Raw genomic sequence first — 4,722 nt, forward strand, 5'->3', positions numbered from 1 at the left:
CGGCACCCGCACCCGCACCCGCACCCGCACCGGCGCCCGCTCCCGTTTCCGGTCTTATCCGGTCGTCGGCCGGCACGACGGCCTCAGGCCGCGCTGGACTCCGCGGACACCTTCACCCGGCCCAGCAGTTCGTCGTACGTGCTCCGGTCGAACTCGCCCGCGGTCGCCGCCCGTACCGTCGCCGTCGACAGCGCCACCGCCCGGGACAGCCGGTCCGGCCAGGGGAGTTGCTGGGTCAGGCCCGACAGCAGGCCCGCCACCGCCGAGTCGCCCGCGCCGGTCGGGTTGCCGTGCACGCGGGCCGGCGGGGTGGCGTGCCAGCGGCCCTCGGGCGTGACGGCGAGGAGTCCGTCGGCGCCGAGGGAGGCGACTACCGCGTGGGCGCCGCGGCGGCGGGCGTCCTGGGTGGCGCGCAACGGCTCGTGGGACCCGGTGAGTTCGGCCAGTTCGTCGGCGTTGGGCTTGATGATGTCCGGGCGGGCGGCGACCCCGCGGCGCAGTGGCTCGCCGCTGGTGTCCAGAAGGACCGGAACCCCCGCGGAGCGGGCCGTGCGGACCAGGTTCGCGTACGCCCCCACCGGCACCCCCGGCGGCAGACTGCCGCACAGCGCCACCGCCGCCGCGCCCGACAGCAGTTCCTCGTACCGGCCGAGGAAGGCGGCCCACTCGGCCGGCGCGATCTGCGGACCCGGTTCGTTCAGCTGGGTGGTGTCGCCGGTCAGCTCGGAGACGACCGCGATGGTGCGCCGGGTCGCCCCGGACACCGGCACCAGCGCGTCCACCGGCCCGGACGCCTCCGCGAGCAGTTCCCGCAGCACCTGGCCGGCCGGGCCGCCCACGAATCCGGTGACCGTCACCTCGTGTCCGAGGGCGGCCAGTACGCGGGCCACGTTGACGCCCTTGCCGCCGGGCCGTTCGGTGACGTCCGTGACGCGGTGCGAGGCGTGCGGCCGTAGCGACGGCACCCGGTAGGTGATGTCGAGCGCGGTGTTCAGCGTGACCGTGAGGATCACCCGGGCCGGCCTCCCTCGCACTCCGTGTCCCTGTCATCGGTTTCCGGGGGCACGATCATGCCAAAGAGACGGCGGCCGGCCCAGTCACGAGTCGGCCGCCCTGTGGAGAAAAGCCGGACGGATCAGACGAGTTGGGGCACTACGACCCACTCGCCGCGCCGCATGACGCCCTTCAGCCCGAAGTCCGCGTCCAGCAGGACCAGGTCGGCGTCCTTGCCGGGCTCCAGGGAGCCGATGCGGTCGGCCAGGCCGAGCAGTCGGGCCGGGTTGGCCGACAGGGCCGTCACCGCGTCCTCGACCGACAGCTTGTCCACCGTCACCGCCCTCTGGAACGCGCGGTCCAGGGTGAGCGTGGAGCCCGCGATCGAGCCGCCCTCCACCAGCCGGGCCACGCCCTCGCTGACCTCGACCTCCAGCGGGCCGAGCATGTAGCGGCCGTCCCCGATGCCGGCCGCGTCCATCGCGTCGGTGATGAAGGCGACCCGGCCGGCCCCGGCGTGGTGGAAGGCCAGTTCCAGCGCGGCGGGGTGGAGGTGGGTGCCGTCGTTGATCAGCTCGACCGTCACCCGCTCGTCCTCCAGCAGCGCGGCGATCGGGCCGGGGGAGCGGTGGCCCAGGGCGGGCATCGCGTTGAAGAGGTGGGTGGCGACCGTGGCGCCCGCGTCGATCGCCTGGACCGTCTGCTCGTACGTCGCGTCCGTGTGGCCGATCGCCGCGATCACACCGTGCTCGGCGAGCAGCCGTACGGAGTCGATGCCGCCCGGCAGCTCGGTGGCGAGGGTGACCATCTTCGCCTTGCCGCGCGCCGCGTCGATCAGCTTGCGGACCTCGGCCGGGTCCGGGTCGCGCAGCAGCTTCTCGGAGTGCGCGCCCTTGCGGCACGGGGAGATGAACGGCCCCTCGAAGTGGATGCCCGCGATGTCGCCCTGTTCGGCGAGCTCGCTGAGCAGCCCGGCCTGGCGGACCAGCAGGTCCGTCTCGTCGGTGACGGTGGAGGCGACCAGGGTGGTGGTGCCGTGCTCGCGGTGCGTGCGGATGGCCGTGAGGATGTCGTCCGGCGTGCCGGAGAAGGAGGCTCCGCCGCCGCCGTGGTTGTGGATGTCGACGAAGCCGGGGACCAGCCAGTGGCCGGTCACGTCGAGCACCTCGGCGCCGGCCGGGGCGGTTCCGGCGATGCGCTTGCCGTCGACGGCCACCTGGCCGTTCTCCACGGTTCCGGTGGGCAGGACCACGTTGGCGCCGGACAGCACGAGGGGGGTTGCGGGCTGCGGGTGGGGCGTGGCGGGTCGCGCCCACGCGGCGGAGCCGCTGGTCGAGACGTCCCGCGCCCCTGGGTCGGCTGCCATCAGGGGGTTACCTCCGTACGGTCGGTGTGGTTGAGGAGATCCCGGGCGAGCAGTCCCGCGCCCAGGCAGCCCGCCGTGTCCCCCAGCGCCGCGGGGACGATGGCCGGCAGTTTCTGGAAGGTGACCCGCTGCCGGACGGCGTCCCGCAGAGGCTGGAACAACACTTCCCCCGCCTCGGCCAGCCCGCCACCGATGATCAGCGTGCGGGGGTCCAGCAGGGTGAGGGCGGTGACCAGTCCGTCGGCGAGCGCGTCCACCGCCTCCTGCCAGACCCGGACGGCCTTCGGGTCGCCGGAGGCGACGGCCGCGGCGCAGTCGGCGGCGTCCGCGTCCGGCTTTCCGCAGACCGCCGCCCAGGTCTCGCTGACGGCGGACGCGGAGGCGTACCGCTCCAGACACCCGTGCTGCCCGCAGGGGCAGGGGGCGCCGCCGGGCCGTACGACGATGTGTCCGATCTCGCCCGCGAAGCCGTGCGCACCCGCCTCCACCCGGCCGTCGATGCCGATGGCGCCCGCGATCCCGGTGCCGAGCGGCACGAACAGGAACCGGTCGGCGCCCTTGCCCGCGCCGATGCGGCCCTCGGCGAGCCCGCCGGTGCGCACGTCGTGCCCGAGGGCGACGGGGACGCCGAGCCGCTCGGTGAGCAGCGCGCGCAGCGGTACGTCCCGCCAGCCGAGGTTGGCGGCGTAGGAGGCGATGCCGCGCTCCTCGTCGACGATGCCGGGTACCGCGAGGCCGGCGGCGAGGGCCGGGGTACCGAGGTGCTCGACGCCGTACGCCCGCAAGTCCTCGGCGAAGTCGAGGATCGTCGCGACCACCGCGTCGGGGCCGCGCTCGCGGCCGGTGGCGCGGCGGGCGCGGTGCAGCAGCGTGCCGTCGTCGCCGACGAGGGCGGCCTTCATCCCGGTACCGCCCACGTCCAGGGCGATGACATGTCTCACCACGGGGCCTAGTGTGGCCCTCCCACCCGGGAGAGGTCTAGTCCACTCACGTGGTGTAGACCTTATGTGTCCATATATCGAACGGTCAGACGGCAAGGTTGGGGCTTTGAGCGTGCGTCGGCGTACGGCAGGAACGATCGCGGTGGTGTCCGCACTGGGCATGACGGCGGTTCTCGGCGGCTGCGGGAGTACGGGCTCCTCCGACGTGACCCTCAGACTGGTCGCCGCCGACTACGGCGACTCCGCCGCCAACAGCTCCAAGAAGTACTGGGACGCCCTGGCCGAGGAGTACGAGGCGCAGCACCCCGACGTGAAGGTCGAGGTCAGCGTCTACTCCTGGAACGACGTCGACCGCAAGGTCAAGCAGATGGTCGACGCCGGCGACGCCCCCGACATGGCCCAGATAGGCGCGTACGCCGACTACGCCGCCGCCGGCAAGCTCTACCCGGTCTCGGACCTGCTCTCCATCCGCACCCAGGCCGACTTCCTCTCCCAGCTCTCCGACGCCGGCGCGTGGAAGCACACGCAGTACGGCGTCCCGTTCGCCGCCTCCACGCGCGTGCTCTTCTACAACAAGACCCTGTTCGCCAAGGCCGGCATCACCCCGCCCACCACCTGGGACGACCTGGCCGCCGACGCCGAGGCGCTCAAGGCGAAGGGGGTCAGGACCCCCTTCGCGCTGCCGCTCGGCCCCGAGGAGGCCCAGGCCGAGACCATGCAGTGGCTGCTCAGCGGCGGCAACGGCGGCAGCGGCTACACCGACGACATCGGCACCTACACCATCGACTCCCAGGCGAACGTCGCGACCTTCACCTGGCTCAAGGACGAGCTGGTCGGCAAGGGCCTGACCGGCCCGGTCGCCCCCGGCAAGCTGAACCGCGCCGCCGCGTTCGCCGCCTTCGCGGACGGCCAGGTCGGCATGCTCACCGGCCACCCGACGCTGATCCAGCAGGCCACGAAGAAGGGCGTGAAGTTCGGCATGGTGCCGATGCCGGGGCGCACCGGCACGGCCAGGGCCTCGATGGGCGTCACCGACTGGATGATGGGCTTCCGGCAGAACGGGCACGCCGAGCAGATCGGCGACTTCCTCGACTTCGCCTACTCGAAGAAGAACGTCCTCGCGTTCTCCCGGACGTACGGGCTGCTGCCGGTCACCAGCTCCGCCTCCAACGCCATGAGCGGGTCGGACACGGGTGTGGACCAGACCCTCCAGCCCTTCCTCGAACAGCTGCCGACCTCCGAGCTGTACCCCGTCGGCAAGACGTCCTGGGCGGCGGTCAGCGCGGCCGTGAAGCAGAACATCGGCCAGGCGGTCACCCCCGGCGGCAGCCCCTCCGGCGTCCTGACCCGGCTCCAGGCGACCGCCACGGCGGCCGACAGCAGCAACGCCAGCTAGGGGGCAGCAGCAGCGCCGGCTAGGGG

The 4,722-nt window shown here is 73.1% G+C and carries 4 protein-coding genes; 1 reads left to right on the forward strand and 3 read right to left on the reverse strand.

Annotation, left to right across the window (positions count from 1 at the left end; all coding sequences use genetic code 11):
* Nucleotides 1-83 precede the first annotated feature (83 nt).
* The 3 genes from GT045_RS36630 to GT045_RS36640 all read right to left on the reverse strand — a co-directional run bounded on the left by GT045_RS36630 (nucleotide 84) and on the right by GT045_RS36640 (nucleotide 3,300).
* Complete coding sequence (locus GT045_RS36630) at nucleotides 84-1,013, reverse strand: 1-phosphofructokinase family hexose kinase (RefSeq protein WP_161336854.1); 930 nt, start codon at nucleotides 1,011-1,013, stop codon at nucleotides 84-86.
* Between the two features lie 122 nt (nucleotides 1,014-1,135).
* On the reverse strand, nucleotides 1,136-2,263 hold the full coding sequence (gene nagA, locus GT045_RS36635) for an N-acetylglucosamine-6-phosphate deacetylase (protein ID WP_161336856.1): 1,128 nt from the start codon (nucleotides 2,261-2,263) through the stop codon (nucleotides 1,136-1,138).
* Between the two features lie 95 nt (nucleotides 2,264-2,358).
* A complete protein-coding gene (locus GT045_RS36640; protein ID WP_345942871.1) occupies nucleotides 2,359-3,300 on the reverse strand; it encodes an ROK family protein in 942 nt (313 codons plus the stop codon).
* A 142-nt stretch (nucleotides 3,301-3,442) separates the two neighbouring features.
* Here GT045_RS36640 and GT045_RS36645 point away from each other — a divergent pair, with 142 nt between their 5' ends.
* The gene (locus tag GT045_RS36645) at nucleotides 3,443-4,696 is read left to right on the forward strand and encodes an extracellular solute-binding protein (protein ID WP_161298646.1); all 1,254 of its coding nucleotides are present in this window, start codon (nucleotides 3,443-3,445) and stop codon (nucleotides 4,694-4,696) included.
* Nucleotides 4,697-4,722 lie beyond the last annotated feature (26 nt).

This window comes from Streptomyces sp. SID486 (genome assembly GCF_009865385.1).
Taxonomy (GTDB): domain Bacteria; phylum Actinomycetota; class Actinomycetes; order Streptomycetales; family Streptomycetaceae; genus Streptomyces.